General features: G+C 34.8%; 30 protein-coding genes and 3 pseudogenes. 13 read left to right on the top strand and 20 right to left on the bottom strand.

Translation table 11 applies throughout. The features are described 5' to 3' along the window. The first annotated feature begins 11 nt into the window (after nucleotides 1–11). Complete coding sequence (locus tag C6H17_RS12165; protein ID WP_005217484.1) at nucleotides 12–161, top strand: hypothetical protein; 150 nt, start codon at nucleotides 12–14, stop codon at nucleotides 159–161. A 49-nt stretch (nucleotides 162–210) separates the two neighbouring features. Here the strand turns inward: C6H17_RS12165 and ligA are convergent, their stop codons facing one another. From ligA to C6H17_RS06095, 6 genes and pseudogenes are all read right to left on the bottom strand, one after another. Then, nucleotides 211–2,271 (bottom strand): NAD-dependent DNA ligase LigA, encoded by a 2,061-nt coding sequence (ligA, locus tag C6H17_RS06120; protein WP_005217486.1) that lies wholly within the window; start codon nucleotides 2,269–2,271, stop codon nucleotides 211–213. A 9-nt stretch (nucleotides 2,272–2,280) separates the two neighbouring features. After that, a complete protein-coding gene (locus C6H17_RS06115; RefSeq protein WP_020995393.1) occupies nucleotides 2,281–3,567 on the bottom strand; it encodes an adenine-specific methyltransferase EcoRI family protein in 1,287 nt (428 codons plus the stop codon). A gap of 23 nt (nucleotides 3,568–3,590) precedes the next feature. Then, a complete protein-coding gene (locus C6H17_RS06110; protein WP_005217492.1) occupies nucleotides 3,591–3,974 on the bottom strand; it encodes an ExbD/TolR family protein in 384 nt (127 codons plus the stop codon). 193 nt (nucleotides 3,975–4,167) lie between these two features. Next, a pseudogene (gene exbB, locus C6H17_RS06105) lies at nucleotides 4,168–4,599 on the bottom strand (TonB-system energizer ExbB); the annotation flags it as partial. Nucleotides 4,600–4,608: 9 nt separating this feature from the next. Then, nucleotides 4,609–5,064: an SsrA-binding protein SmpB gene (smpB, locus tag C6H17_RS06100; RefSeq protein ID WP_005217496.1), complete on the bottom strand. Its 456-nt coding sequence runs from the start codon at nucleotides 5,062–5,064 to the stop codon at nucleotides 4,609–4,611. 262 nt (nucleotides 5,065–5,326) lie between these two features. After that, on the bottom strand, nucleotides 5,327–6,166 hold the full coding sequence (locus C6H17_RS06095; protein WP_020995394.1) for a peptidylprolyl isomerase: 840 nt from the start codon (nucleotides 6,164–6,166) through the stop codon (nucleotides 5,327–5,329). 114 nt (nucleotides 6,167–6,280) lie between these two features. On the opposite strand from C6H17_RS06095, the gene C6H17_RS06090 reads away from it, so the two are divergent. The 5 genes from C6H17_RS06090 to C6H17_RS06075 all read left to right on the top strand — a co-directional run bounded on the left by C6H17_RS06090 (nucleotide 6,281) and on the right by C6H17_RS06075 (nucleotide 9,320). After that, nucleotides 6,281–6,490, top strand: a complete 210-nt coding sequence (locus tag C6H17_RS06090; protein ID WP_004084507.1) for a hypothetical protein — start codon at nucleotides 6,281–6,283, stop codon at nucleotides 6,488–6,490. Between the two features lie 11 nt (nucleotides 6,491–6,501). Continuing rightward, nucleotides 6,502–6,624, top strand: a complete 123-nt coding sequence (locus C6H17_RS13280; RefSeq protein ID WP_004084506.1) for a hypothetical protein — start codon at nucleotides 6,502–6,504, stop codon at nucleotides 6,622–6,624. 68 nt (nucleotides 6,625–6,692) lie between these two features. Next, a complete protein-coding gene (locus tag C6H17_RS06085; protein ID WP_005217501.1) occupies nucleotides 6,693–7,499 on the top strand; it encodes an EI24 domain-containing protein in 807 nt (268 codons plus the stop codon). Nucleotides 7,500–7,504: 5 nt separating this feature from the next. Continuing rightward, a complete protein-coding gene (locus C6H17_RS06080) occupies nucleotides 7,505–8,467 on the top strand; it encodes an SAM-dependent methyltransferase (RefSeq protein ID WP_005217503.1) in 963 nt (320 codons plus the stop codon). Beyond that, nucleotides 8,436–9,320 (top strand): bifunctional riboflavin kinase/FAD synthetase, encoded by an 885-nt coding sequence (locus C6H17_RS06075; protein WP_005217505.1) that lies wholly within the window; start codon nucleotides 8,436–8,438, stop codon nucleotides 9,318–9,320. Before C6H17_RS06080 ends, C6H17_RS06075 begins: the two co-directional genes overlap by 32 nt. A gap of 177 nt (nucleotides 9,321–9,497) precedes the next feature. Here the strand turns inward: C6H17_RS06075 and C6H17_RS06070 are convergent, their stop codons facing one another. Genes C6H17_RS06070 through glmM form a run of 3 tightly spaced genes read right to left on the bottom strand, consistent with a single transcriptional unit; the run spans nucleotide 9,498 to nucleotide 11,946 of the window. Then, a complete protein-coding gene (locus tag C6H17_RS06070; protein ID WP_005217507.1) occupies nucleotides 9,498–10,142 on the bottom strand; it encodes a hypothetical protein in 645 nt (214 codons plus the stop codon). A gap of 10 nt (nucleotides 10,143–10,152) precedes the next feature. Beyond that, nucleotides 10,153–10,587, bottom strand: a complete 435-nt coding sequence (locus C6H17_RS06065; protein WP_020995395.1) for a hypothetical protein — start codon at nucleotides 10,585–10,587, stop codon at nucleotides 10,153–10,155. A 24-nt stretch (nucleotides 10,588–10,611) separates the two neighbouring features. Then, on the bottom strand, nucleotides 10,612–11,946 hold the full coding sequence (glmM, locus tag C6H17_RS06060; protein ID WP_005217509.1) for a phosphoglucosamine mutase: 1,335 nt from the start codon (nucleotides 11,944–11,946) through the stop codon (nucleotides 10,612–10,614). Between the two features lie 107 nt (nucleotides 11,947–12,053). On the opposite strand from glmM, the gene rpsT reads away from it, so the two are divergent. Genes rpsT through C6H17_RS06045 form a run of 3 tightly spaced genes read left to right on the top strand, consistent with a single transcriptional unit; the run spans nucleotide 12,054 to nucleotide 13,255 of the window. Then, nucleotides 12,054–12,326: a 30S ribosomal protein S20 gene (rpsT, locus tag C6H17_RS06055; protein ID WP_005217510.1), complete on the top strand. Its 273-nt coding sequence runs from the start codon at nucleotides 12,054–12,056 to the stop codon at nucleotides 12,324–12,326. 37 nt (nucleotides 12,327–12,363) lie between these two features. Next, a complete protein-coding gene (locus C6H17_RS06050; protein ID WP_148374283.1) occupies nucleotides 12,364–12,789 on the top strand; it encodes a class I SAM-dependent methyltransferase in 426 nt (141 codons plus the stop codon). Further along, nucleotides 12,731–13,255: a hypothetical protein gene (locus C6H17_RS06045; protein ID WP_020995396.1), complete on the top strand. Its 525-nt coding sequence runs from the start codon at nucleotides 12,731–12,733 to the stop codon at nucleotides 13,253–13,255. Before C6H17_RS06050 ends, C6H17_RS06045 begins: the two co-directional genes overlap by 59 nt. A 159-nt stretch (nucleotides 13,256–13,414) precedes the next feature. On the opposite strand, the gene C6H17_RS06040 is transcribed toward C6H17_RS06045, so the two are convergent. The 5 genes and pseudogenes from C6H17_RS06040 to flgA all read right to left on the bottom strand — a co-directional run bounded on the left by C6H17_RS06040 (nucleotide 13,415) and on the right by flgA (nucleotide 18,382). After that, entirely contained in the window at nucleotides 13,415–14,776 is a 1,362-nt protein-coding gene (locus C6H17_RS06040) for a short-chain fatty acid transporter (protein WP_005217513.1), read from the bottom strand. Between the two features lies 1 nt (nucleotide 14,777). Next, nucleotides 14,778–15,416: pseudogene (locus tag C6H17_RS06035) on the bottom strand (3-oxoacid CoA-transferase subunit B). Next, nucleotides 15,416–16,108, bottom strand: a complete 693-nt coding sequence (locus C6H17_RS06030) for a CoA transferase subunit A (protein WP_040462664.1) — start codon at nucleotides 16,106–16,108, stop codon at nucleotides 15,416–15,418. The pseudogene C6H17_RS06035 and the gene C6H17_RS06030 overlap by 1 nt, the downstream one beginning before the upstream one ends. 27 nt (nucleotides 16,109–16,135) lie before the next feature. Next, a pseudogene (locus C6H17_RS06025) lies at nucleotides 16,136–17,305 on the bottom strand (thiolase family protein); the annotation flags it as partial. Between the two features lie 408 nt (nucleotides 17,306–17,713). Beyond that, nucleotides 17,714–18,382: a flagellar basal body P-ring formation chaperone FlgA gene (gene flgA / locus C6H17_RS06010; RefSeq protein WP_020995398.1), complete on the bottom strand. Its 669-nt coding sequence runs from the start codon at nucleotides 18,380–18,382 to the stop codon at nucleotides 17,714–17,716. 160 nt (nucleotides 18,383–18,542) lie between these two features. Between flgA and C6H17_RS06005 the strand changes: the two genes are divergently transcribed. Next, on the top strand, nucleotides 18,543–18,872 hold the full coding sequence (locus C6H17_RS06005; protein ID WP_004084473.1) for a hypothetical protein: 330 nt from the start codon (nucleotides 18,543–18,545) through the stop codon (nucleotides 18,870–18,872). Between the two features lie 94 nt (nucleotides 18,873–18,966). Here C6H17_RS06005 and C6H17_RS06000 read toward each other — a convergent pair whose 3' ends face one another. The 6 genes from C6H17_RS06000 to C6H17_RS05975 all read right to left on the bottom strand — a co-directional run bounded on the left by C6H17_RS06000 (nucleotide 18,967) and on the right by C6H17_RS05975 (nucleotide 23,608). Then, on the bottom strand, nucleotides 18,967–19,842 hold the full coding sequence (locus C6H17_RS06000; protein WP_020995399.1) for a DMT family transporter: 876 nt from the start codon (nucleotides 19,840–19,842) through the stop codon (nucleotides 18,967–18,969). A 1-nt stretch (nucleotide 19,843) separates the two neighbouring features. After that, nucleotides 19,844–21,376 (bottom strand): sugar phosphate nucleotidyltransferase, encoded by a 1,533-nt coding sequence (locus tag C6H17_RS05995; protein WP_020995400.1) that lies wholly within the window; start codon nucleotides 21,374–21,376, stop codon nucleotides 19,844–19,846. Nucleotides 21,377–21,457: 81 nt separating this feature from the next. Further along, nucleotides 21,458–22,045, bottom strand: a complete 588-nt coding sequence (locus C6H17_RS05990) for a ComF family protein (protein WP_020995401.1) — start codon at nucleotides 22,043–22,045, stop codon at nucleotides 21,458–21,460. Beyond that, nucleotides 22,046–22,690, bottom strand: a complete 645-nt coding sequence (gene tmk / locus C6H17_RS05985) for a dTMP kinase (RefSeq protein ID WP_005217533.1) — start codon at nucleotides 22,688–22,690, stop codon at nucleotides 22,046–22,048. Then, nucleotides 22,690–23,190, bottom strand: coding sequence for a pantetheine-phosphate adenylyltransferase (gene coaD / locus C6H17_RS05980; protein ID WP_005217534.1), 501 nt, complete (start codon nucleotides 23,188–23,190; stop codon nucleotides 22,690–22,692). The genes tmk and coaD overlap by 1 nt, the downstream gene beginning before the upstream one ends. Nucleotides 23,191–23,206: 16 nt before the next feature. Beyond that, nucleotides 23,207–23,608 carry a hypothetical protein gene (locus C6H17_RS05975; RefSeq protein ID WP_005217535.1) on the bottom strand — a complete coding sequence of 134 codons (402 nt, stop codon included), beginning with the start codon at nucleotides 23,606–23,608 and terminating at the stop codon, nucleotides 23,207–23,209. 233 nt (nucleotides 23,609–23,841) lie between these two features. On the opposite strand from C6H17_RS05975, the gene thyX reads away from it, so the two are divergent. From thyX to C6H17_RS05960, 3 genes are read left to right on the top strand one after another with little or no spacing between them, the layout of a single operon-like run. Next, nucleotides 23,842–24,546: an FAD-dependent thymidylate synthase gene (thyX, locus tag C6H17_RS05970; protein ID WP_005217536.1), complete on the top strand. Its 705-nt coding sequence runs from the start codon at nucleotides 23,842–23,844 to the stop codon at nucleotides 24,544–24,546. A 23-nt stretch (nucleotides 24,547–24,569) separates the two neighbouring features. Further along, nucleotides 24,570–26,171, top strand: coding sequence for a GspE/PulE family protein (locus tag C6H17_RS05965; protein WP_005217537.1), 1,602 nt, complete (start codon nucleotides 24,570–24,572; stop codon nucleotides 26,169–26,171). After that, nucleotides 26,152–26,961 carry an outer membrane beta-barrel protein gene (locus C6H17_RS05960; protein WP_020995402.1) on the top strand — a complete coding sequence of 270 codons (810 nt, stop codon included), beginning with the start codon at nucleotides 26,152–26,154 and terminating at the stop codon, nucleotides 26,959–26,961. The genes C6H17_RS05965 and C6H17_RS05960 overlap by 20 nt, the downstream gene beginning before the upstream one ends. Nucleotides 26,962–26,988 lie beyond the last annotated feature (27 nt).

Raw genomic sequence — 26,988 nt, 5'->3', positions numbered from 1 at the left:
TTCACATATTTATGGTTCTAAGAATAAAGACTTGCTTAAGAATCTTAAATGAGATTCTAAGCAGATTTCAAACCTATCTTTGCTCTCAATGGGATATTGTGGCTAATGCTTTGGTGTGGCGGTTGCTAGATTCCAAAATCAGCATTTATAAGATTCACTAGTAAAGAGATTTAACCCCATTCCTTTACACTCAACACGCCAAAACAATCCCTACATTTCCAAAATCTGCATGAGTTCGCTAGATTCTATAATCTTAATGCCTAATTCTTGTGCTTTGGTGAGTTTTGATCCAGCTTTTTCACCTGCGATTAGAAAGTCTGTTTTAGTGCTAATACTGCTTGAGACTTTTGCCCCAAGTGATTCTAGCTTTGCTTTTATAGAATCTCTGCTTAAAGCAAAAGTGCCGGTAATAACGCAAGTTTTTTGATAGAAAATAGAATCTGTGTTTATCTGTGTAGTTTTTACTTGTAATTGTGGCTTTAGTATCTCTTGCATTTCGTTGATAAAATCTTTATTATGGATACAAAAGTCATAAAAGCTTTGTGCCATATCCTTGCCAAAGCCCTCAATCTCTTGTAATTTTTCTATATCATAATCAAAGATTTCATAGCCATAGCTTGCGAGTTTTTTACTCGCTACTTCGCCTATGTGTAAGATCCCAAGTGCGTGGATAAATCGCCAAAATTCCCTATTTTCTATGCTATCTTTAATCGCATTGATAAGATTTTGTGCCTTTTTCTCTTTGAATCCTTCAAACCTTAAAAAGTCTTCTTCCTTTAAGCTATAAATGTCTTTACACTCTTTAATCACGCCATTATCAACTAAAAGCTCGATAATGCTACTGCCTAGCCCATCAATATCCATACATTTTTTTGAGGCAAAATGTATTAACTTTGCTTTGATTATCGCATCACAATTTGGATTTGTGCAATAGATATAAATATCTTCATAGCTTAACTCATGACTGCATATAGGACAATGTGTAGGCTTTGCTATCTTTATCTCATCACCCTTTCTTCTTTCATGCAATACCTTTGTAATCTTTGGAATCACATCGCCACTTCTAACAAGCAGACAATAATCGCGTATGCGTATGTCTTTTTGGTCTATCTCTTTGTAGTTATGCAGTGTCGCTCGACTGATAAATGCCCCATCTAGCGGTGTGGGCTTAAAGTTTGCAACGGGTGTAATGATACCAGTCCTGCCAACTTGTGGTGTAATAGATTCTATATTTATTACCACTTCTGTTGCGGGGAATTTATACGCACAAGCAAACCTTGGGGCTTTCTGTGTAAAGCCTAATTTATCTTGCAAGGCTAAATCATCTAGCACAATCACAAAGCCATCAAGCATAAAAGGATAGTTATCCCTATCATTTAGAATCTTTTGATATTCACGCTCAATAGATTCTGCATTCACTCTTTCTAAATATCTAAAGGGGCTAAAGCCAAACTCTGGTAATAGCATAAGCATATCATAAAAGCCCAAATTAGATCTTTTCGCATATTTCTCTAGCTCTTTCATATCAACACTGCCTATACCCCATGCTACAAAGCTTAGATTTCTCTCTCTTGTGAGATTAGAATCTAATTGTCTCATACTCCCTGCGGCAGCATTGCGTGGATTTGCAAAAAGGGCTTTATTATTCCTTTCTTGCTCTTTGTTTAGTCTCGCAAAATTCTCTTTAGATAGCACGACTTCGCCCCTTATCTCTATGCTGCCTTTAAAGGGGATTGTATGCGGGAGAGAATGCAGGGTCTTTGCATTTTGCGTAACGACTTCGCCTATCTCGCCATCGCCCCTTGTAGTTGCACTTTGCAAGATTCCATTTTCATATAAGAGATTAAGACTCATGCCATCATATTTTGGTGAGATACAAAAGGCTAGATTGTTTATAGAATCTATTTGTGTTTCTGTATCAAAAAGCGTTGGACTTAATGTAGTCTTTTGGACTCTAGCTATCGCATTTGATAGCTTTGTAAGCCACTCATCTAAGTCGCTTGGGTTAAAAATATCTTCTAAACTCCACATACGCTTTTTATGCTTATTTTTACTAAAATCTTTTAGAATCTTATCGCCTATTCTTTGCGTTGGGGAATCTTTTGCGATTTTGTCAATATTATTTTCTTCATAAAGTTTCACTGCCTTATATAGCATATCATATTCAAAATCACTAGCAATAGGGTCATCTAGCTCGTAATAATGCTTCGCATAAAGGTTTAGCGTTTTAATAGATTCTAAATATTCTTCATGGCTTTTAATCTCTTGCATAGTTGCCCTTTATTTCTCATCTTGGTCTTGTATCTTTTGTATCAACACTCTTGCGAATTTTTCTTGCCCATCAATATGTGGCATATATTTTGTTTTTCTAGCTACTTTAAAACCACACTCTAGCACGCCATTAAGAATCTGCCTAGCAGAAACCGCAAAAGGCTCATCATAATCGCTGGGGATATAATTATTATCCACCGATAAAATCCCATCATCATCAAATCTTTTATACACATCTGGAATCTCAATTAGGGGCATAAACTTTAAACGACTTTTAGTGGGGCGATCTTTTATAGGAAAATTTGTAAAAAAATGCCCTGCTGCTTGGACTGGGACTCTTTTAGGATTTAGATACCAATCTACACGGGTATATCCCGCCCATACTTTTTTAACCATAAAATAATGGATAAAGGCAGTTGTTACACAATTTGTAATATTTGAGATAATAATAAACTTTTTCTTGCTTTTTATCAAAATATCCCAATACTCTATTGCCCTTGAAAATGGCGGATTGGTGCAAACAATATCTGCCTCTTCGTTTAGAATCCTAAGAGATTCTGCTTCTTCAAAACCACCATTATAACCTTTTGGTGTATTTAATAGTTCTCTTGCCCCTTCTTTTGTAAAGATATAGCCTTGTGTCCCTGCGTTAAATAAATCCGCTCTACTTCCATAATGAGTGCATATAAGCTTTTTAAGCTTTAGTCTAAAAAAATGTTTTATAAAATAAAGTGAAAAGGCTGAAGAGTCTGTATAATCTCTATTACTGCCTATCGCATCATCGCAATTACAAAATACAACTTTATCTTTCCATATTTTAGTAGGATACATTGAGAGTTCTTTCTCTACATCTTCCATGCGTGTATAAAACTCATCATCTTTTATTTTTCTAGCTTTATCTAGCAGGGTTTTGCGTGTAACGCCCCGCTCTTTCATCGTGGGCGTATTAGCAGGCTTTATAATTGTTTGCTTTTTAGATTCTTTGGTGTTTGACTTTGTAAGAAAGCAAGGGTGTGATTGAATAAAATCTACATACATATCAAACAAACTTTGATTAAAAAAGTAAATTTCTCGGCTGCGATACTCACGCAAATGCGGAAATTGATTTTTTATATCTTGCTCGATTTGACGCATATCGCTCACTTCACAAGTAAAAAGATAGCTATATGTATTATCCAGTGATATGCCTGTAATGCTGTTATATTCTTTCAATCTCCGCTCTAAATCATTTGTGATTCCAATCTTGCATTTGCTTGGCTCTTTACTTGCTTGAATAATATAGAGATATTGTTTCATAGATTTGCCTTTATTGAAAGCTTTTAAGGGTTAGTCTGCTCTACTTCTGTAAAGACATTTGTTAAACCAAAATATTGTAATGCTGCCATGATTTCTACAAACTGCTGCACATTTGCATCTTTATCCGCTTTAATAATCACGCTAGTTTTAGAATCTAAGCTGCGTAAATAGCCCTGCATTGCTACCTTATCAACCTGCTGTGTGTTGATAAATATCCTGCCGTCTTTATCTAATGCAATATGAATGCGTTTAGATTCTAAGCTATTTTGTGCACCTTCATCAACTTGGGGTATTTGAATGGGGAGTTGAGATGAGACGCTAAAAGAAGCTGACATTAAAACAATCACAAGCAATACAAGCATAATATCAATGAAAGGCACAAGGTTTAGTGAATCTATCTTTTTCATGCTAGTCCTTTTTGTCTGTTGTTGTTCTAGATACTATATCTTTCATCTCTAGTCGCTTTGCTTTGTGTATGCGGTCTTTGAGATTAGAATCTGTTGTATAGCTATATGGCTTTGGTCTTTTATCTTCTCTTAATTGATTGCTTGTTAAATCTTCTCTGTAATCAAGTCGTGGATTATTCTTTGTATTTGTGTTTGGATTTGTGAAAATATCCCAATTTGTTAGAATCACTTCTGCTTTTCGCACTAAAAGGTTATAAAACACAATGCTAGGTATCGCTACAACAAGTCCCAATGCAGTAGCCCTTAATGCCATAGCAAGTCCTACCATAATGCCCTTTGTATCAAGCATACTATTTGCCCCAATGCTAGTAAAAGTTAGCATAATGCCAATAACAGTGCCAAGCAAACCAACATAAGGTGCGTTTGAGCCAATCGTAGCAACGAGTGTAAGCCGCTTGTGTAAATCAAGCTCCAACTCCCTTTTATCGCTATAATCATCAAGCCGAATGATTGAATAAAACCAAAGTCTCTCAATCCCAATGGCAATAACAAGCAAACTCAAAAACACTAAAAAACCAAAGATTCCATAATCTATATACAGCGCATAATCTGCTACCTTTTCCATAATAACCCTTTAATATGTATGATTTTTCATATTTGCTCTAGCTTCTCTATCTAGCTCTTTTCTTTTTATAGTCTCTCTTTTGTCGTATTCTTTTTTCCCTTTTGCAAGCGCGATAAGCATTTTTGCATAGCCTTTTTTATTAAAATGCACTTGTAGCGGCACGATGGCTAAACCCTTTTGACTGACTTGCCCAAAGAGTTTATCAATTTGCTTTTTATGTAAAAGCAGCTTTCTTGGACGCTTTTCATCTGGCTTAAAATAGGGATTTGTAGTGTGATGATAGGTTAGGTGCATACCAAATACAAAGGCTTCATTATTTATAATACGCACAAAGCTGTCTTTAAGATTCGCCCTGCCATTACGCAAAGATTTAACTTCACTCCCTGCTAATACAAGCCCTGCTTCAATTTGCTCTAATATAAAGTAATCATGATATGCTTTTTTATTGCGGATAATACTACTCACGATAACTCCTTTAGATTCTTAAAGTAGCTCCTTTGAAAGCACTTTGTGCATTATGTCAAACGCACTTTGCTTTGTTATATAGACATAAGACAATGCAAAATTGATAGAAAAAGATTCTGTGTGATTACACAAACACCTAATACATTCTATTATATCTATTACGCATGGCAAACCATAGAAAACTAGTCTTGAGAATCTTGGCTAGATTTTCTATCTTTGTTCTGTGAGTTTGTGCTATATGTGTCTAAAAACTTTGTATATACTATTTCCCATAAGTGATTTTTGCACTATCACGCATTTTTTTCACTTTTTCTTTTAGCACTTCTTCCATTTTTTGTTGTTTTAAAAGCTCAACAAGCTGTCCTTTTACAGAATCAAAAGTTTGTGTTGCTGGCTTATCAAGCTTTTTAAGATAGATTATGTGATAACCATAACGAGTTTTTACAGGATTTTTTGTATAAGTTCCTGCACTCATTTTTAGCACTTCTTGTGCGAATTCTGGTGCGATTGCTGGGCTATTGATAGGCAATTTCATAAGACCACCATTGTCCTTTGAACCCGGATCGATTGAGAGTTTTTTAGCGAGTTCTTCAAACTTACTTTCAGTTTTTGCTTTAGGCACTTTATTAATCTCTGCGATAATGTTTTTTGCATCTTGTTCTTTTTGCACTAGGATATGTCTTACCTCAGCATTTTGCGTTACAAATGCTTTTGGGTTTGCATCATAAAATTTCTTTGCATCCGCAACGCTTACATTAATGGTTTTTGAAAGGCTATCAACTTGTTTTTTAAGCCATAAGCCAGATAGCATTTGCAAATTTGCCATTCTGTATTCTTCACTTTTATCAAGCCCTTCTTTTTTTGCTGCATTCGCTGTAACTACACCATCAATGATTTCATCTAATAATTGCTTTTTTTGTGCTTCAGGCAATGCGTCATAATTAAAACTTGGATTTTGCTGCTTTAATGCTGAAAAGATAGAATCAGAAATCTCAATCCCATCAACATTAACAAGAACCTTTGCATTCAACGCCATAGGCATAAGGCAAAGACTAGAAATCGCCGCCACTTGTGCTACACGCTTTAAAACAAAACTTTTCATCACTACTCCTAAACTTAGAATGTCAAAAATAAGCTATAATTATAGCGATTAATTGTAAATTCGCTTATAAATACCCTAATATCACATTTGAAACACATAATAAAGGATTTAAGCATGTTGAATGGAGATAAGGAATACTATAAGGTTGTTATAGATTTGCTCAAAAACATCATTACCGCTTTGTTTGTAGCAGAACTTGGATTAATTGGGTATTTTTTCACAAATAATAATGAATATACTATTTATGGCATAGGGATTGTGTTTATTTGTCTTATTTTTGTTGGTATTATTTTCTTTAATATTGCTGAAAATTTGAGAGATTAAAGGGGTTAGTTATGAAACATGAAATTTTAGCGTTAATTATGTTATCAATGGTTGGACTTTTGCCCGTAGTATCCGGGCTATATGTGATTTATAGAAGCAAAAAAGACAAAAAAGCAACAATAAAAAAGGATTAAAATATGAATATATACATAAAAAGCTTTCATCATGCTAAATGATTCTAAATGATATAAGGAAAGCGTAGATGAAAATTAATATTAAGCCCAATTATGCAAGGACTATAATCACACAATGCTTTAAACAAGCATGGCATAGTTTGCGGTATAGATACATATTGCTTTTAAGCTTTTTACCATTTTGCTGCTCTATTTTGCTATGGGTAGTTGTGATTACTTTAAGTATTACGCATTTTGATTGGTTTTTACACCAGTTTCCTAGCATTTGGATTAATTACGCTTTGAGTGAAGGAATCTTGCCTAAAATCTCATATTATCTACTCATATTTTTTGCGACTATTTCTTTAGTGCTATGCGGTGTGGTTTTAGTAGGTATTTGCATGAGTATTATAAATGCGTTTTTAGCCCCGCTTGTAGTGCAATTCGTGCATAAGACTTATTATCCTTATATACGGCTAAATGCACCAAATTTTATGGAATCTCTTCGTTTAAGCTCTATGTTACTTTTAAAAACCTTGCTAAAATTTATCATCTTTTCACTTGGGTGCTATTTGCTTTCATTTATCGGTTTAGGTTTTATTGGCTTAATACTTGGCATTTTTGTATATTTTCAGTTTTATTGCAAGAATCTAAATCATGATATTGGCATTAGCATTATGTCAAAAGATTCTTATAAGCTATTTTTACAGACAAATAGACTGCCGCTTATTGCTATAAATATTTTTATCTTTATCCCGCTTTATATACCTGTGCTAAATTGCTTTATTGCGACATGGCAAATGCTTGTATTAACGCATTATATGTTTGCTTGGTATGGTGAAAATCATAGTGATGAAGCAAACGCATATATTGAAGATGCGGTTATTGTTGAGTAGATTTTATGCGACTTGATTGCTTTATCACACAAAAATATACGCATATCACAAGGCAAAAAGCTCTCGAGCTTATAAAACAAGCCCAAGTTAGCATAAATGGCAAAATTATCTTAAAACCAGCTTTTAATATAAGCGATACAGATTCTATAAGCATAAAGCAGGACTTTTTTATAGAAAGTGAGATTTTTTGTAGTAGGGCAGCATTAAAACTGCAAAGATTTTTACATAATACGCAATCTCAAGCCTATTATTCTGTATTCTATAACCCCCTGCTTTTAACAAAAGAAAATAGCTTTCTATCTCATTTCACAAAAGATTTAGTTATATGGCAAAAAGCCCATGATTCTATAAAACACAATATGGAATCTAGCCTAAAAACTCATATCACAACAAGCCTAAAAGAAATACTTCCTTTACTCATAAAAGATTCTATTATCCTTGATGTTGGAGCAAGTGCTGGGGGATTTAGTCAAGTGCTACTCACTTATAAGCCAAAGCTTATAGTCGCACAAGATATTGGTAGCTTACAACTAGATTCTAATCTATCCAAAAGAGATGAAATTGTATCGATTGAAAATGTAGATATTAGAATCTTTTCACAAGATTTTCATATCTATAAAGAAAAGATTCTAGAACGCATAAAAGATTCTAAACATAGAGCCTTGAAAGAGAATCTATTTGATTTTTTAGTATGCGATGTGAGCTTTATCTCGCTAGAGAATATTTTAGAATCCCTTCTTAATCTCTCAAAAACCATGCTACTTTTATACAAACCACAATATGAAGTCGGCATACAAGCAAAACGCAATAAAAAAGGTGTAATCAAAGACACGAAAATAATCTTAGTATGTTTAGAATCTTTTCTAGCATTACTAAAAGCTAAAAACGCACTCTATATTTTTGTAGAGAAATCACTCTTAGCAGGAAAGGAAGGTAATGAAGAGTTTTTTATCTTTTGTCAATTCTAAGCTACCTTATGAGCGGGTAGCTATTGGCAAATTTGATGGTATGCACAAAGCACATAAATATCTACTAGGACTTGTGGGGACAAATGGCTGTGCCCTAAGCATTGCTTCAGTCAAGCCCCCATTTATAACCCCGCCAAAAGAGCGGACAAAATATACGCATATCCCCTTTTTTCGTCTTCGATTTGAGAGTATTAAGTCATGGGATTCTATGCAGTTTTTGCAATTACTTTTTATGGTTATGCCACATTTGAAGTGTATTGTCATAGGCTATGATTTTCACTTTGGCAAGGATAGAATGAGTCATGCAAGTGATTTATATGGACTATTAAAACGCATGGGTAAAGCTGAAGTCCAAATAAAGATTATAGCCCCACAAACTTATCTCAATATACCATTGCATACAAGCATTATTAAAGACCTTTTAAAACAAGGCGAGATACAAAACGCAAATGCTATGCTTGAGCGATTCTATCATATCAAAGGACGCATTATAAAGGGGCAAGGCATAGGCAGCAAGGAACTCTATCCTACTATTAATATGAAAAATACGCTTTATTTCGTGCCAAAACATGGCGTATATGCCACCTTTGCTTATTATAATGGCATGCTTTATAACGCAGTATCATTTGTTGGCAATCGCTTCAGCACTGATGAGAGATTCTGTATTGAAACCCATATTATTAATGAAACTATAAACACAAAGCATAATGAAGTAATTACGATCTTTTTTGTAGCCTATTTGCGTGATAATAAAAAGTTTTTAAACCTTAACGATCTAAAAATACAAATAGAATCTGATATAACAGATGCAAAAGAAAAACTAAGCACACATGATAGGACATATTGTAAATAGCGTGTTGTGTATGGTATAGAATCTAAGGTGGTAATAAACTAGATTCTGTTGCTTGTATTGTATCCGCTAATAAGGCTTAGAAATTAGATTTCTTGCTAAGTTTTTGTGAGTGTAAGCAAATGCAGTCTGCGTTCATGACTTAGTTTCTAGCTTAAGTAATATGTTTGAGAGCAATCATCACCACAACCTTATAAGTTTGGCATTATGTAGCATTGTAGGCACGCTTGCATGATGGGCTGGTGGGGCTATACCTGTGTTTATATCTGCATAGATGATTTCTTGTTTTGCACCACCGATTATAGCGGCGATATTTGCACGATTGTAGTGTTCGAAATGATTAGCGATATAGATATTTTCCCAAGATTCTATATGTTTTGGACGATGAGTGATTTTAAAGTGTCCTACACAATCAAGTGTTATAAGATTCTTTAAATAAATCGCATTAGAATCTAAACAGCAACGCAAGATATTTTTCGCACCCCAGCTATGTGCTATCACAGAGATATTGTATCCTGCCCCACTTAGCTTTGGTAGAAAATCAAGCAAAAACGCATAGCAATTAAAACTCATATAAAGCATACTATATTGCTTCTCTTTTTTTCTTTGTGAAAACAAGCTCTCACAAAATGCCCTCCACACCACTTTATAATAAGTATCACAGAATCCACCGATAAAAATTAATAGCTCTTTTGTATCAGTCTCTAAAAAATGCTTGATAGATTCTATATCTTCATGCGTGATATTTCCGCTATATGTATCATAAGACATATTTGTATATTGTGTGAGAGAGTGTGGCATGATAACAAGCGGTGTTTTAAGCATATAAGATTCCCTAATAATTTATGATAGAGTGCAATCCATCATCAATTACAATAAATTTATCACTTTTATAGATATGCAGACTGCCTACAAGATTCTCTCTTTCATAAAAGCCAATCTCTAGTCTATCTTTAGTTTTCCAAGCGTATTTTATAGTGGTTTGTTCGTCTATATATTCATAGTTTTCATTTGGTAAAGTCTGCGGTAAATACTCCATTTTTGTAAGCTCTAGCCATGTAGCATAAGCGTATTCAATCTCGCTAGATTCTATAATATAACGATTAAAATCAATGTCGCTAATATTACATATATAGATACAAATACCGCCTTTGCATTGTTCCTTAAAACAGGCTAAGTTAGTAGAATCTGTTGCAAGTTTATTGTCTTTTGTAGCGGCTAGTGCAATAGAAAAAAATGTAAAAAATAGAGATATTAAAAGCCTAGACATTATGCTTCCTTGTTTTGACATGCTTTAGCATAGAGTTTTTAAAAAAAGTTCTTGCAACTTAGCATTATAAGATTCAAGTTTTGCTTCATCATTGCCCTCAAGTAGAATGCGGATTTTATTCTCTGTGCCAGAGTAGCGGACTAGATGGCGGATTTTATGAGATTCTATCTCTTTTAGAATCTCATTTAAGCCTTGTATGGAATCTAGTGGTAATTTTTGCTTTATTTGAAGATTACTTTGCTTTTGTGGTGCAAGGGCGAAAGGATTTAGTGCATCTTTGCTTGTCTTATTACTCTCTAGCACAAGGGCTGCTACTTGCAGGGCAGAGACTAAGCCATCGCCCGTTTTTGCAAAGTCTGAAAAGATGATATGTCCGCTTTGTTCCCCACCAAAGTTAAAGCCACATTTAAGCATTGCTTGTAATACATATTTATCGCCGACATTGCATCGCTCTAGCTTAATATCATGCACTCTTAAGAAAGTCTCTAGCGCGATATTACTCATAAGTGTCGCTACTATGCCATTATTATGTAGCAACTTTTTCTTTTTTTGATAGAGAGCTAATGCCCCGATTAGCTTATCTCCATCGACTAAATTACCTTCATTATCAATCACTATCAATCTATCCGCATCACCATCAAGCCCAAAGCCAATATCCGCACGAAGCCTTTTTACCTCATCGGCTAATACATTTGGGTGCATTGCCCCGCAGTTTTCATTAATATTTGAGCCATTTGGAGAATCACTTAGCACAATCACATCAGCACCAAGCTCTTCAAACACGCTAGGAGCGACCTTATATGCCGCACCATTCGCACAATCAAGCACGATTCTTACCCCTTGCAAAGTTAAATGCTTAGGAAAAGAGTTTTTAATATGCACGATATAGCGACCGATTACATCATCAATCCTTTTGCTTGCACCAATCTCTGTGCCGATTTTATAATGTCTCTCTAAGTCCTTGCTATGATATAAAGATTCTATCTCTTGTTCTTTTGTCTCATCGAGTTTAAAGCCATATTTATCAAAGAATTTAATGCCATTATCAAAGTAGGGATTATGACTAGCACTAATCATAATGCCCGCATCACAACGCATATCTTCAGTCAAAAACGCAATAGCGGGTGTTGGCATAGGACCTACTTGTATCACATCCATACCAACGGCAGTAAGCCCGGATACAAGCGCATTTTCAACCATATAGCCGCTTCGCCTTGTATCCTTGCCAACAAGGATTCTATTCCCAATAGAATCTCTTTGGAAATACAATCCAGCAGCAATGCCAAGCCGCAACGCAACCATAGCGGTAATATCCACACCAGCCTTACCCCTCACGCCATCTGTGCCAAAAATCTTCATATACTTCTTTCCTTAATGCAATAAATCATAAAATTTTAACATACTTTAAAGATTTTATGTTAAAATTAAGGCTTTTAATTTTTGTTATTTTATTTAAAAGGAAAAACATGGCAAATCATAAGTCAGCAGAAAAACGCATTCGTCAAACAGAGAAAAGGACAGAACGCAATAGATATTATCGCACACGACTTAAAAACATCACAAAAGCAGTGCGTGAAGCAGTAGCAAGTAAAGACCTTGACAAAGCAAATGAAGCTTTCAAAATCGCAAACAAAGAGATCCACAAGTTTGTAAGCAAGGGAATCTTAAAGAAAAACACAGCCGCACGAAAAGTAAGCCGACTAAATAGTGCGGTAAAAAAGCTTAGCCAAGCAGCGTAACGCGTATTTATTAGGGGAAAAGAATATGGATAACAAAATGAGTAGTGTCGAGATGATGGCAACCTATAATGCAGAGTGGTATGGCGATCAAGGAAATGAGAGTTACAAATCTGCAAAAGCAACACTTGATTCTATTGCAGAGTTATTGCCGAACTTAAGCGATGGTGTAACGAGTGTCATTGATGTTGGTTGTGGTGTTGGCACATGGCTTAGGGCATGGCAGGAAAAATATGGCAATATTAGCATTTGTGGTATTGATGGCAATAGTGTGGAGGGCGAACGCTTTTTCATTCCATACAATTTTTTTCATAGAATAGATTTGACTGCAGATTCTAATGCGATAGTAAGCGAGGTTTTAGAGCATTGTAAAAATGCAGATATTAAAACTAATACGCAAAATACAAATGACACAAATAGCGATACGCTTGATGAGACAATGGGGGGGGGGGGGCAAACCCTTTAGTATCGCACAATCCTTAGAGGTTGCCGAGCATTTATACGCAGAATATGCAGAAAATTTTGTTCGTACTCTAACTTCCCTATCTGATATTATTCTTTTTTCCGCAGCAATTCCCCATCAAGGTGGCACACATCATGTCAATGAGCAACCACCAGCCTATTGGGCAGACATTTTTAAAAAATATGACTATGTATGTTTCGATATTGTGCGTCCAAAGGTGTGGGAAAATACAAAAATTGCACATTGGTATAGACAAAACATAATGTTGTATGTTCATAAGGGTAAAGCAGAAATCTTTGAGGCATTAGGCTATAAAATCACGCCAAAGCCGATGCACTTGGTCCATCCTTTCATTTATGGATACATGAGCGATTGTCAGCTAGAGATCGAGAGATTAAATAAGAAGTTAAATAAAACATTTTTTAGACGATTAAATAGGTTGTCTAAAAAACTAAGAGGAAAATTATAATTCATAATTAACAGATAAAATTGATTTCTCTATGGATATATTTTCAAGCGTGTATTACTCACCATATTTTTTCCACACCAGAGACTCTAGCCAGAAAATAGTCTCCATAAAGTTTTAAAGCATATTGCCTACAAGACAATGCAAAATGTTCGACTAAATCTAAGTCAAAAAGAAAAATCCACAACTAATGACCACGCCTGTAAATGAGAGAGTTATAACACAATATCCCATAATGTCTTTTGCACCAAGTCCGGCAATAGCAAGAGCAGGTAATGCCCAAAAAGGTTGTATCATATTAGTCCATGCATCACCCCATGCGATAGCCATAGCAGTAACTGAAGGATCGATGCCTAGTTTCAGCCCAGCAGGTATCATAACTGGGGCTTGGACAGCCCATTGTCCACCACCAGATGGCACAAGGATATTTACAAATCCGGCACTTAAGAAAGAAAACACTGCAAAAGTATCTGCGTTAGCAATGCTAATAAAAAAGTGAGATAGCATACTAGCGAGGCTTTGTCCGCCATTCTCTGCGGTCCCTACCATCATGCCGATAATTCCGGCATAAAATGGAAATTGCAGTAAAATACCAGCTGCGTTTTTTGCTGATTCATTAATCGCTTTTATATAGGAAGATGGCTTTTTATGTAATAAGATTCCAAGAAACAGAAAAATCATATTTAAAATATCAAGGCTTAAACCACCGCCTTTTGCAAAATGATTAGCAATATAGATAAACCCAATAAGGCTAATAGATAAACTCACTAAAAAGCTATTCTCAAGATATACAGCAAGTGTTTTATCATGCTTATGGTCTATCATTTCCACTTCTTTATTTTCTTTTTCTAAAAGCTTTTTATCTATCACTATGACTTCATTTTTTGCGAGATGAATAGTCGCAAGTAAAAATGGCAAAACGCAAATAACAATTCCCAGTATAATAAGATTGTATGTTGAAAAAATAGTCATTGAAGTAGGAATGCTTTCTGTTAAGATTCCAGCAGTACTTTTTGCTAATGCCTCCCCACCACTTGCTAAGGTCAAAGGAATAGACCCAGATAATCCACCATGCCATACCACAAAGCCAGAATAAGCCGCTGCAATAAGCAATCTATAATCTACATTATCAACCTTTTTTGCAATCTCTTTAGCAAAAATTGCCGAAATGACCAATCCAAAACCCCAATTTATGATATTTGCTAACATACCAAGCAAACTCACCATAACAATCGCACTAAAATAGTTTTTTGGAATATCTGCTAATCTTTGCAAAATATTTGAAATGATTTTTGCACTCGCTAAGGCTTGTCCTAGCACTAAAATTAATGCCATTTGCATAGAAAATGCAAGCAAACTCCACACGCCATTCCCCCAATTTTGAATAATGCGTAAAGAAGTCTGCTCTGTAAATCCTAGCACAGCTAAGAAAGCAAACACAGTGAGTATAGCAACAAGCACAAAGGAATCAGGCAACCAACGCGATGCAAGATTTACACAAAATTTAGTAAAATCTCTTAGCATATTAACCTCCTAGGCACACTTCAAAACTAGCTTCAGTCTTTTCTTTGACTTCTCCTAAACTTACGCCTTCCATTAATTCAACAAGCTTCATACTCCCATTTTTAAACTCAAATACGCCAAGTTCTGTAATAAGTTTATTGACTACATTTTTACCAGTTAAGGGCAGCGTGCATGCTTTTTTAAGCTTACTTTCGCCATATTTATTTGTATGCTCCATAACAACAACGATGCTTTTTGCCCCGCTGACTAAATCCATAGCCCCACACATACCTTTTACCAATTTACCCGGTATCATGTAATTTGCTAAATCTCCATTTTGAGATACTTCCATAGCACCTAGAATTGCTAAGTCAATATGCCCTCCGTGTATCATGGCAAAACTCTCTGCACTATCCAAAGAAGCTAGCCCCTTTTACTGCTGTAACAGTCTCTTTTCCCGCATTAATCAAATCCGCACAAACTTCATCTATTGTAGGATATGCTCCAATACCCAAAAGCCCATTTTCTGATTGTAAAAAACTTCTAATTCCATTTTTTCTATCTCATCAGCAATAAGTGTGGGGATACCTATGCCAAGGTTAATATACATACCATCTTTAACTTCTTTTGCCGCTCTTTTTACAATGATTTCTTTTGACATTATGAATCCTTTCTTGTAATAACTTTTTCCATTCTTTTTTCAAAATTATTTCCCTTATAAACAAAATCTACATAAATACCGCTTAAATGTATGCTATCTGGGCTAATCTCATCGACTATTTCTTCTACTTCTGCTATTGTAGTTTTACCCGCCATAGCACATAAAGGATTAAAATTTCTAGCGGTTTTATTAAAGATTAGATTCCCATATTTATCTGCCTTTTGTGCTTTTACTAAGGCAAAATCCCCCGTGATAGCATGCTCTAATATATAGGTTTTACCATTAAAGTCTTTATGCTCTTTATTTTCCGCTACTAAAGTGCCAACACCTGTTGGGGTATAGAATGCGGCAATACCTGCTCCACCTGCCCTAAGCTGTTCTGCTAAAGTGCCTTGCGGGGTGAGTATCACTTCTAGCTCACCACTTATAAATTGCTTTTCAAAAGTTTTATTCTCACCAACATAAGAAGCAATAATAGTTTTAATCTGTCTATCATGCAGTAATATACCTAAACCAAAATCATCAACACCGCAATTATTACTCACAACGACAAGATTTTTTATCCCTAACTCTTTTATCTTTGCGATGCTATATTCTGGTATGCCACATAATCCAAAACCACCGACTAAAAGTGTATCGCCATCTTTAAGCTGCTTAAATGCTATATCTAGGTTATCAATTATTTTATTCATTACATTCTCCCATATCCACCATACTATCTCAACCACACATGCAATGCCCTGTCCACCGCCGATACATAAGGTAGCTAATCCTAAATTCTTCTTATTTGCTCTTAACGCATAAATAAGGCTAATTAAGATTCTAGCCCCACTCGCACCTATTGGATGTCCTAATGCGATTGCACCACCATTAATATTTACTTTATTTATATCCGCGTTTAACTCTTTCGTTGTTGCTAGGCTTTGTGCTGCAAAGGCTTCATTTGCTTCAATAATATCCATATCATTGATAGTAAGTTTTTGTTGTTGCAGGACTTTTTTAGCCGCAAAAGCCGCACCTATACCCATAATTGTAGAATCTACACCTACACTTGCAAAGCCTTTTATATTCGCTAATATAGGCAGATTTAACTCTTTTGCTCTCTCTTTTTCGCATAATACAAGCATAGCCCCAGCATCATTAATACCTGATGAATTACCCGCTGTAACGCTACCATTTTTATCAAATGCGGGTTTTAACTTTGACAAAGATTCTATATTACAATCTTTTCGCACAAATTCATCTTCACTGAAGATTATCTCTTTTTTTTCTATCATACACATTTAAGGGCAGAATCTCATCTTTAAATCTTCCCTCACTGATAGCCTTAGCTGCCCTTAATTGCGATTGCAGAGCATATTCATCTTGCTCCTACCTTGAGATATTATATTTCTTAGCTAAATTTTCCGCAGTAATCCCCATGCGATAGTCGTTAATAGCACACCAAAGCCCATCTTTTATCATGCTATCACTTGTTTGCTGATGCCCCATTCTATAACCATTTCTTACATTTTCTAATAAAAATGGCGATAAAGACATGTTCTCAACACCACCGCTAAGAATCATATTTGAATATCCAAGCTTTATAGAATCCTATCCTAGCTGGATAGCCTTTAATCCAGACCCACAAACCATATTGACAACAAAAGCGGTTTTATCAAGTGGAATGCCACTATTTAAAAGCACCTGCCTTGCTAGATTCTGCCCTTGTGCGCTTGCAAAACATTGCCTAAAATCAGCTCATCTATATGGCTATGCTCTATGTTTAAATCTTTAATCAAAGCCTTGCAAAGTGTAGTCGCCATATCCCTTGCAGAAGTGTTTTTCAGTGTGCCTAAAAATGAACCAATAGCAGTCCTTTTAGCTGCCACTACCACAATTTCTCGCATATTTTTCCTTTAAATACTAATCTGTTTCTACAACAAAAAAATAAAGTTAATAACATTTGCGTTTTAAAAAAGTAATCCATAGAATATATTTCATTTTTTCCATAATGTTATATTTTTTATGTGTAATGGATATTCTCATAGGTGTTTCGTATGCAGAATGCTTGTAGTTAAGTGGAAATAAATATAAGATTCTTAAATCTAGATCTTATAGTTGGAGTGCTGACTTACAGGGTGTAAAATAGTCGCTAAAAGCTATAATAATTTGATTTTTGTGTGATATTTCATAAAATATGTGCTTATATGGGGTTATGTAATGCGTAGTTTCATTATTGTTTCACAACACGCAAACATTATGCTATTAATAGCTTGTAAGAATCTTGACGCAGGGCTTTGTGTATTGCCAAAAGACTAATATATCTGCACGACATTTTCAGCTATGACTTTTGCATTGATTGTGCGTTTGCTTTCAAGATTTTCAATCTTAATAGTATCGCCTTGCACGCCATTTTCTAATGCTCTGCCGCTTGCACTTGCTTCAATGCCATTATCACGGAATATAATTTTGACATTAGAATCTTTAGACACAAGCATTCTTTTAGCAAGTTTATTACGATAGATTATGGTATTGACTGGGATATAGACTTTTGCACTTGACTGCAGTATCTCATATCTACTAGCAGGGATTAGGGCGAGTGATGAGAAGTCCTGCGTTTTAGTCATAAAGCTATTTGTGGTTATGTTGCTACCTGCTCGAATACTCTCTGTGGCGGTGTGAATCTGTATAGAACCATTTATACTATAGCGTATAGAATCTTGCAAGACTTTTCCATTCTGTCTATACTGCAAAGTGAGATAGCCATTCGCACTTTTTGTTGTATTTAGCTGTTTTGATACAATGCTCACTGCATAAAGATCGAGTGTATTTCGAGTAACAAGCGATATAGATTCTATGGTGAGTTCTGGATATATGCGTTTATATTCACTAGCAATATAGCTTTTTAGTATAGAAACATTATCATTAGCAAAAGCATGAAGAGAAAAGGCAATATAAAAAAATATGAGAATCTTTTGCAGCATTCTACTTCCTTGTCTAAACTTTTACACAATTATAATGCAATAAATACAAAAATAAAACTTTTGTGTTTTATCTTTTTTATTTTTTGCTACAATGATTGTGTTGTGTGGTTTGGGAATCTATTTTGCTTGACTTTATTTACATTAAATGTAAGGAGACATTATGAAACTTGATACGACTAGCACTATGAGTTCATTAGCACAATCAAAAGAGAGTGGCTTAATCAAGGATTTAAAAGCAAAGGTTGATGGCAAGACGCTTGAGAGTGATAAGGCATTGCGAGAACAAACTGATAAATTTGAGGCAATCTTTATTAAAACCCTGCTTGATACAGCATTAAACCTTGATAATCCATTGTATCCTAAACAACCCGGTAGTGATATTTATAATGCTATGTTTAAAGAGCAGCTTTCAGAGAATTTGAGTGGTAGCTTTGGATATAGCGAATTACTTTTTAATTACCTTAAAGACCAGCAAAAGTTGAAAGGTTAGAAAGCATTGTAGCAATCTGCTAAAATGCTTTAAGTTTAGCTTGTATGTAAGCATGTAGTTTTAGATTCAATCAAATGCTTGAAATTAGAATACACTATACTCTCTTATTCCTACACTCACCAATAATAACACCGCAAAGCGTTAAAATAACCCCTATGATTCCATAGAATCCAAGTCGCTCATCAATGGCTATCATCGCCACGATAATCGTAATAATGGGCGTAAGATACACATAAATATTTGTCTTAATCGCACCGATAAGCAAAGTCGCCTTGTTCCACATTAAAAAGCAAAGGGCTGATGGAAAAAGCACAATAAAAATGAAATTAAATGCTACCATAGGTTCTAAAAGTTCGTGCCATTGCGGCTTAAAATCAAATATAAAAAAGCCCGGGATTAAAAATAAGATTCCATAAAACACTATCTTTCTTGTCGCAATGATGATATTATATCCCCTATCCATAATGCTAACAATCGCCACAGAATACGCACCCCAGCCAATAGCCGAGATTAAAGCCAACATATCGCCAAATGGATTAAATCCTACCGCTTCACCATCGCCATAACTAAGCAAAATAATGCCTATGATACACAGCATAAAGCCTATAAAAAAATTTCTATAAGGCTTTTCAATCCTAAGCATAAAGGCAAAAATACCTGTGAAAAGTGGGGCGGTAGCGATGATGACACTCACATTTGAAGCATAGGTTTGCTCTATGGCAAGATTTAAAAATAGATTATAAATACTAATGCCACATAAGCCCGCAATGGCAAACATTACTTCTTCTTTGAGTGAGATTCTAAGAAAAGTCGGCTTCATCATAAATAGCATAATATAGCCAAATACAAATTGTAAAATAAGCAATTCAAAAGGCGATAAATAATCTAGTAGAATCTTCACAGAAACATAAAGGGCTGACCAAAAAAACACGCTACTAAAAGCTAAAATATGTCCGCTTATTCTCCCCATATCATACTCCCAAAGACTTATTTTTCGCAAGATTCTGTAATAAAGTAAGATTGTTTTGGAATCTAAAAAGATAATCTCTTCCTAAATCAATGCGATTATAAATCCACCCCCATAACGCCCAGATATAGTTTGCCATAAGTGAGCCTTCAATCACACTTTGAAAGGTAAGTGTTTGCAAACTATTTTTATTGGAGTTGTTTTTATTGCAGTTATTTTTATTGTAGTAGTGTATGATATGCTCTATTTGTGCTTGAGTGAGTTCTAACTCTGCGACTAGATTCCCAAACTCCCATTCAATGCAGCTAAAGCCAGCATATTCAAAATCAATGAGTTTTATCTCACTTCCATTAAAAAGGATATTGGGTAATTGCAAATCTCTATGGCATAAGACCCCCCCCCCCCCATTGTCAAGCTTTCTTGCCACTTCGATGACATATTTATGCTCTTTTGGCGTTGTGAGTGCGATTTTTGCTAATTTCTCATATTTTAGAATCTCATTGTAGAGTTTTATGGACTTATACTCTGTATTATCTTTGTGTGGTATGCTGTGAAGTTTTAAGAGTGAATCAAGGAGTTTTTCTAATACTTTTTCTGTGATTTGGGCTTTTTCTAAGCTTTTATAATCGCATAAAAAATCACTCATTTTTATGCCACTACCATAAAATTCACTCTTAGGTGTAATATCTAGATTTTCTATAAGCTCTAAAATGCTTCGCTCACCTTGTCTGTCAATCACATTTTCTGTCCCACTGCCCGGGATTCTTATCACTTTTTGTTTGCCTTGAAATGTAATGAGATAATTAATATTTGTAATACCTGCTAAACGCACTGCCTTTTTATCGTCAGCACACTGAATCGCAATCTCTTCTGGCGTTAAAAGTTTGTGATAAAGCGCATCAGCAAAGCTATCAATCTCTGTGTATAAAGTATCACAAGGAAAGGCATAATAATTTATAGAATCTAAACTTCTTAACACCGCATATTCCCAATATTCATCACTATCGCATTGCTCTAATTTTTCTTTAAAAACTTCAATATCCTGCGTATTATCAAAATATGCAATACCATCTCCATAGCCACTTGTCGCATTTGTATCAATATCTAAGATTCTATAATTTTCATCAACAATATAGCCCCACGCAGTCGTATTATCTGGAATCTTTTGTGCTAAAAATTGCGATACCCCACTTTTAAAGAATCTGCAAAAATCCTCTGTAATATATAAATCACCATTTAAGATGATTGTGCCTTTTTGGATTCTATGCTTTACATATAAAAGCGATTGAGAGCTATTACAAGTCGCATAGTCATCAAATACGACTTTTTCAAAATTAAGCTTTTTTGATAGAGAATCAAACAAATGATTCTTATAGCCTGTTACAACGATAATATCTTGCACCCCACCTTTTCTTAAGATAGAAATCATATTTTCTAAAATGCTTTTCCCGCGGATCTCTAAAAGCGGTTTGGGCTTATTTAGGGTCATTGGCTTAAGTCTTGAGCCAAACCCTGCTGCTAAAACGATGGCTTGCATACATATCCTTTTGCAATTACTCTAGTTTTTATGTGTAAAAGTTATTATACAATATTTTAATATCAAAGTTAAATCTATGATCTAATACCTAGAATCACAAAGTGTCCATGCAAAGAGTGGTGTGTAGCTATTTTGCTTAACAATATCACTTGCTTCAAGTAGAGTTTGCCCTGTGGTTATAATATCATCAACTAGAATCACAGCTAAATAATCATGCTTAAAATGAAATGAAAAGTTTCTACCAAGCGTCCGTCTCTCTTCTTTTGTAAGATGAGAGAAATGGCTATTATTACCTATAATTAAGGCGTTATGAAAGACTTTGAATCCGTATGTTTTAAAACATTGTGCTAAAATCGCACTATGAGAATACATACCAATAGTCTTATTGCGTATAGATAGAATGGCTACTTCTTGCTTCTTTAATTTGGCTAAATCTTTATATCTTTCAAAAAAATTTGATAACGCATAAACACCTAGTCGTTTGAAAATTCTACTACCAATAATGTTATTCTTACTTGCTAGTAGTAGTTTTAACTCACTAAAAGCAAAGCTACTAAAAACTTTTACTCCATTATCAAGCACTCGCTTAGAATCTATGTATTCTAAATGTTTTAAACACTCTTTGCATATAATGTGCCATGTAAGCTTTCCACACATTGAGCAATACATCTAGATTCCAAAAAAGCTGCAAATTCTTTTGTGTATATCTTCTTTAGGCATGGCAGAATCTAGTGTTAAAATATCTGGCTTTTTTATGTTGGGGTTAGATTCTATAAAGTTTTCATCTTGTAAATACGCTAATATCTCTTTAAAGTAGCTTTGCGTGTCAAGTAGGTATTGTATGCCTTTTTGCTCTATATTATCAAGGCTTTTTGCATTAAGGCGGCTTTTTAGCGTGTCTTTTGAAGTTTCTAAAAAGACTATTTTTTGTGGCAGGATTCCCCCCGTTGCAAAGAGATTAAGATTCAATGCTTCACGCATATCAATCGCTCTAGCATAGGCTACACCAGAGATAAGGCTTCTATCAGCAATGATTGTATTTGATATATTTTTTAGTTGCAAAAAGAGTTCAGCCCTTTGAGCTAAAAAGAGTAAAAATGAGCTTTTTTCATTTATCTGTGTTTGGCTATCTAGTAGAATCTTTCTTACAAGATTCCCAAGATATGTGCTGCCGGGCTCATTTAATACGATGATAGAATCTTTTATGGAATCTTTATAGTTTTCTAAACTCACGCAAGGGTAGTTTTGCTTTATGAGATTACATTGTGTTGTTTTGCCACTTGTATCAATGCCCTCAATTACATAATACTTCATTATAACTCTTTTGTGTGTAATTGCTGTATATAGGAATGAATGCTTTCTGGCACAAGATGGCTAAACTTACCACCATGCACGATAATGCTACGCACAATTGATGAGCTAATGAAAGCATTCTGCAATGTTGGCATAAAATATATTGTATCAAGCGAGTCATTCAGCGAGGCATTTGCATAGCCCATTTGCAATTCATACTCAAAATCACTCACTACGCGTAATCCCCTTATAATCACCTTTGCTTTCATATCAGCAGCTAAACTTGCAAGTAGATTACTAAAGGTAATGCAGCTTACATTTGGAATCTCATCTTTGTGTTCTTCTAATGCAAGGTTTATCATTTTCTCTCTTTGCTCTAAGCTATAAAGCGGATTCTTGCTTTCAGAGCTTGCTACTGCGACTACTACTTGTTGAAACATTTTGCTACTGCGTTTGATAATATCTAAATGTCCGTTTGTAAGTGGGTCAAATGTCCCCGGATAAATTGCTAGTTTATTCATATCTACTCTTAGAATCTTATTTTTTCTGATCTTTTGTTTTAAGCACTGTGGCTATGGCTACGGCTATTTTCTTTGCATGTGCTGCATTTTTATCTTCTAATTCTTGTCCAAACTTTGCTATCGCATCTGTATCCCAATGTGTTGAATTTGCTAATTCTTTAATACACTGAATCCATAAATCAAAGTTTTTCTCATCAGCTAACACACCATATTTGCCCTTAAACTGCTCCAGTGAAGCGGTAAATGCGGCTTTTGTCTGTGCGCCTTTTATGATATTAAACATGATTTGCATTGTATTTTCAACTTTCTTTGGTGGCTTATTACTCATAAATACATAGATAACGCCCACAATAAGCACAGGTATAACAAGCACAAAGCAAACTGCCCACATGATGATATAAAACAAATGCGAATACATACAAAGCCCTCTAGTCCAAATATAGTTTAAATATAAAGCTTGATTATACTTAAAAAATAATTTCTTTTAGAAATTTTTCTCACAAATGTGAGAATCTAGCAAGAATATGAACGCATTATTTTTGGCAATTTTTTGCTATAATTTCGCTGATTTTTACAAAATTTAACGCATTAAAATCATATTCTAAAACATAATCAATACAGCATGATAAAAGACAACAAAAAAGGGTGGTAATGGCACAAGAGAGTTTAGAAACAAAAGAGATTCACACACAAACTAATATACAAGTAACATTGCTACACTTTACCCCTTTAAGTGTTTGTAGCAGGGCGATACGAACCTGTTGGGATAGTCATAATAAAAGCGATAATGGTGGTGATATTGATAAAGGCTTAATATATCGTGTAGGAAATGTAAATAAGCATAAATCTACGCTAGAGCATTTATATTATAACTTTGAGATTAAAGGTATAACAAGGGCATGTCTGCAAGAATTAGCTCGTCATAGAATAGCAAGCTTGTCAGTGAAAAGCACAAGATATACGCTAAAAGAACTCAATAAAGAAGAAAGCTTTTTACCCTTATGTGAAGAAAACTATAAAAGAGCAGAAAAATATATCATGCTTTCAAGCAATGAAAGAGTAAAAGACCAAAGTATAAAAGCCTTAGAAAATCTGCGTTTAGCAGTAAAAGATGGCATTGCTAATGATGTAGCAAAGTATTTAATCCCTGAATGCTATAAGAGCGAATTAGCATGGAGTATTAATGCTAGAAGTTTGCAAAACTTTTTAGAGCTAAGGACTGCAAAGGCTGCACTAAAAGAGATTCGAGAGTTAGCCTATACCATTTTTAAAGCTTTGCCAGAAGAGCATAAATATCTATTTGAAGAATTTTTATGTAAAGACCCTTTATTTATGGAATCTGTAAATAAGAATTAAAAGAAGCAATATAGGCAAATGTTATGACACAATCTCTTATCACAGAATCTTTACACACCAATCCCTATATTCAATCACAAGACTATTTTAATACACTAGATTCTAATGCCAAAAAAGATTTTTTAGAATCTCTTTATACATTACTCACCACGCAAAAAGCAATAATCTTTTCTAAATTTATAGAATCTCACCCCTACTTTGAATCTTATCTTATGCAAAAAGACTTGAGCGATAGATATTTATCTCTATTATCAAGTAGCTATCATATTATCCATGCAACCTTACAAATACCACAAAGCTATCTCCCAAATATAATTTTTTATGATAAGCATAAAAGCACAGATTCTGTATATAGACTTGGTGTATTGCCTTATGAGCCTTTTAGTGCGAGTTATAGAGATACACTTACAAAAAAACTGCAACAAAGCTATAAAGAAGAATTAATCTTTTATCTATGCAAACAAGACTTTCTAAAAGAAATAAGCCTTGCTTTACAATTACAACAATATTGTCAAAAAGATGAATTGCAAAGCAATTTTGTAGAATCTTTAGTTAGCTTTGGGCTTACTATGCAGGCAAGCGATATTCACTTATTCCTGCAAGATTCTAAAGCCTTCTGTCTATTACGCATTGATGGAATCTTGGTGCATTTTTTGGATATAAATACTACATTATTTGCAAAAATCTCACAGAAACTAAAGCTTTTATGCAAACTTGATATTAATGAAATGAGATTACCACAAGATGGACATCTAAAGCTAGAGAATCTTATCTATAAAAACGATAAGAGAGATTGTGATGTGCGATTATCTTTTATGCCGACATTACGAGGTGAAAGCATTGTATTGCGTATCCCACATGCAAATAAACGATTTGAAAGCTTAGATACTTTAGGATTATCAGTAGAGATTTTGGAGATTCTAAAAAAAGCTTTGCTTACAAAAAGCGGACTTATCCTTATTAGCGGTCCAACAGGAAGTGGCAAAAGCACGCTGCTTTATAATTGCCTTAGATTCCTACATAATGGCACAAAAAAGATTATAACAATAGAAGACCCCATCGAGCAAGAAATACAAGGCATCACACAAACGCAAGTCAATGAAGAGCTATCATTTGACTTTGCAAAGGCATTAAAATACATATTGCGTCAAGACCCAGATATTATTATGATAGGCGAAATACGCGACAATGCGACATTAGATATTGCTTTGAGAGCGGCTTTGACAGGGCATTTAGTCATGGCAAGTATCCACTCAAGTGATTGTAAAAGTAGCCTTGCTAGATTATATGATCTTGGTGCAAAGGAATACATTTTGCAAACCACACTAAAGCTTATAATCTCTCAAAGATTAATACAAACACTCTGTCCTGCATGTAAGGAAGAAATACAAGGGAAATTTCACGCACAAGGCTGTCATGAGTGCTATGGACAGGGCTATGGGAAGAGAATCTTATTGCAAGAAGTATTTGATTTTAGCATTCATAAAAAGTTAGATTCTAAAACTTTGATGCTTGAAGATGAAAGCTTTATAGAATCTCTTTATCAAGGCATACCGACACTAGAGAAACAAAGTCAAAAATTATTCAAAGATGGAATTATTAGCTATGAAGAAAGTTTGCTTTAATATGCGTTTGTATAAGGTTTGTAAGAGAATGGATTCTATAAAAAAGCTATTATATTGCCTTAGTTTTAGTATATGCTGTGCTAATGATTTTAATGCTTTTCCAAAAGATAATACTGCTAATTATTTGCAACCACTAAGCACCGCCCAACAACAAACAAATATTTCTGTGCAAAGAGAGACTAGCTTACCAGAAAAAACGCCAAAACAGCTCTCACTACTCAAACAAGCAAATAAAGAGAGAAATGGCATGTATGTCATGGTTGCACTCAATATGATACCCACTCAAAGATTGCTGAATAATAAGCCCTCTTATGTGTTTAGCATGGGAATGGGCGTTAGAGGTGGAGTTATCAGCTACCTTGATGAATACATAGGTATGCGTGGATATTTCGCCCTAGATTTTACAAATGACAATCTTTCGCCCATACGCACAGATGCAAATGCCTATGATGGCACTTTTCTTATGGCAAGTCTTGGGCTAGATATTATGGTGGATTTTTTCATTGATAAAAATTATAAAAATACACTAGGATTTTTTGCTGGTATTGGGGCTGGGGCATTTATCTATTTTGATATGCAAACGCCCATTATTACGCCATCATCACAAGAAGTAAGCAACTTTAAAGCAAGTGGTAATGTAATGGTGCAAGGCGGATTTAGTGCATTAATCGCCTATCATCATAGGATAGAAATCGGCGTAAAATTCCTACCAACTCAATCGTTACGCGTAGAGCAAGATGGCTTGGTAGCAGACTATAACCCTTACATTGCGTATAGTTATAAGTTTTAGGTGTTGAACTTGTGTAAAAAGATGATT

The organism is Helicobacter rappini (genome assembly GCF_900198625.1).
Lineage (GTDB): Bacteria > Campylobacterota > Campylobacteria > Campylobacterales > Helicobacteraceae > Helicobacter_A > Helicobacter_A rappini.
Note: the sequence above shows the minus strand (reverse complement) of the source record. Positions and strands in the feature narration are given on the sequence as shown.